A 2,500-nucleotide genomic window follows, 5' to 3' on the forward strand; every position below is an offset into this window, starting at 1 on the left:
GGAGTGGGGCCACCTTGCTATGGTCGTCAGGCATAACGGGTTGCTTGGCTGCTGATTGGTTCAGCCAAGCGGATTCATAGAGTCGTGATCCGCGCATGTTGCGGCGGATCGATCAGCGTTTCATTTGATTGCGACAACGATTGGCATATCGTTGCATTTGCTGTTGATGTGAGACATCAAAGTTATAGGGTCAAGCCGCACGGGCAATTAGTACTGGTTAGCTTAACGCATTGCTGCGCTTCCACACCCAGCCTATCAACGTCGTGGTCTACGACGACCCTTCAGGGGGCTCAAGGCCCCGGCAGATCTCATCTTGGAACGAGTTTCCCGCTTAGATGCTTTCAGCGGTTATCTCTTCCGCACTTAGCTACCCGGCAATGCCACTGGCGTGACAACCGGTACACCAGAGGTGCGTCCACTCCGGTCCTCTCGTACTAGGAGCAGGCTTCCTCAAATCTGCAGCGCCCACGGAAGATAGGGACCAAACTGTCTCACGACGTTTTAAACCCAGCTCACGTACCTCTTTAAATGGCGAACAGCCATACCCTTGGGACCGGCTACAGCCCCAGGATGAGATGAGCCGACATCGAGGTGCCAAACACCGCCGTCGATATGAACTCTTGGGCGGTATCAGCCTGTTATCCCCAGAGTACCTTTTATCCGTTGAGCGATGGCCCTTCCATACAGAACCACCGGATCACTATGTCCTGCTTTCGCATCTGCTCGACTTGTCAGTCTCGCAGTTAAGCACGCTTATGCCATTGCACTATTAGCACGATGTCCGACCGTACCTAGCGTACCTTCGAACTCCTCCGTTACGCTTTGGGAGGAGACCGCCCCAGTCAAACTGCCTACCATGCACTGTCCCCGATCCAGATAATGGACCTAGGTTAGAACCTCAAACACACCAGGGTGGTATTTCAACGTTGGCTCCACCCGATCTAGCGACCGGGCTTCAAAGCCTCCCACCTATCCTACACAGATCTGTTCAAAGTCCAATACAAAGCTACAGTAAAGGTTCATGGGGTCTTTCCGTCTTTCCGCGGGGAGATTGCATCATCACAAACATTTCAACTTCGCTGAGTCTCGGGAGGAGACAGTGTGGCCATCGTTACGCCATTCGTGCAGGTCGGAACTTACCCGACAAGGAATTTCGCTACCTTAGGACCGTTATAGTTACGGCCGCCGTTTACTGGGACTTCGATCAAGAGCTTGCACCCCATCAATTAATCTTCCAGCACCGGGCAGGCGTCACACCCTATACGTCCACTTTCGTGTTTGCAGAGTGCTGTGTTTTTAATAAACAGTCGCAGCCACCTATTTTTTGCAACCCGTTCGTGCTTCGTTGTTCACTACACACTACTAGGGCACACCTTCTTCCGAAGTTACGGTGTCAATTTGCCGAGTTCCTTCTCCCGAGTTCTCTCAAGCGCCTTAGAATACTCATCTCGCGCACCAGTGTCGGTTTGCGGTACGGTCGATCACAAGCTGAAGCTTAGTGGCTTTTCCTGGGACCTCGTTCAGTTACTTCGCGAGCAAGCTCGCTCGATCGGCAGCCTCGGTATATGCGCGCCGGATTTGCCTGACGCACGCCTACTTCTGCCTAAACCGGGACATCCAACACCCGGATAACCTATTAAGATCCGTCCCCACATCGCACTTGTGATCGGTGCAGGAATATTGACCTGCTTGCCATCAGCTACGCATCTCTGCCTCGCCTTAGGGGCCGACTCACCCTACGCCGATGAACGTTGCGTAGGAAACCTTGCGCTTACGGCGAGCGGGCTTTTCACCCGCTTTAACGCTACTCATGTCAGCATTCGCACTTCTGATACCTCCAGCAGCCTTTACAAGCCACCTTCACAGGCTTACAGAACGCTCTCCTACCACTCGCCATTGCTGGCGAATCCGCAGCTTCGGTAACTGGCTTGAGCCCCGTTACATCTTCCGCGCAGGACGACTCGATCAGTGAGCTATTACGCTTTCTTTAAATGATGGCTGCTTCTAAGCCAACATCCTGACTGTTTTAGCCTTCCCACTTCGTTTCCCACTTAGCCAATTTTAGGGACCTTAGCTGGCGGTCTGGGTTGTTTCCCTCTTGAGTCCGGACGTTAGCACCCGGTGCTCTGTCTCCCAAGCTGTACTCATCGGTATTCGGAGTTTGCCTTGGTTTGGTAAGTCGCCATGACCCCCTAGCCAAAACAGTGCTCTACCCCCGACGGTAATACTTGAGGCACTACCTAAATAGTTTTCGGAGAGAACCAGCTATTTCCAGGTTTGTTTAGCCTTTCACCCCTATCCACAGCTCATCCGCTAGTTTTGCAACACTAGTCGGTTCGGACCTCCAGTACCTGTTACGGCACCTTCATCCTGGCCATGGATAGATCACCTGGTTTCGGGTCTACACCCAGCGACTGAATCGCCCTATTCGGACTCGGTTTCCCTGCGCCTACCCTATTCGGTTAAGCTCGCCACTGAATGTAAGTCGCTGACCCATTAT

At 52.9% G+C, this 2,500-nt stretch carries 2 rRNA genes (both only partly in view); both read right to left on the reverse strand.

Going from position 1 to position 2,500, the window contains the following annotated elements:
* Positions 1 to 31, reverse strand: a 5S ribosomal RNA gene (rrf, locus tag BHU06_RS17305); it reaches 82 nt to the left of the window's first position.
* 155 nt (positions 32 to 186) lie between these two features.
* Positions 187 to 2,500 (reverse strand): 23S ribosomal RNA (locus BHU06_RS17310) (it continues 560 nt past the right edge of the window).

The organism is Hydrogenophaga sp. PML113 (assembly GCF_001777155.1).
Lineage (GTDB): Bacteria > Pseudomonadota > Gammaproteobacteria > Burkholderiales > Burkholderiaceae_C > Hydrogenophaga > Hydrogenophaga borbori.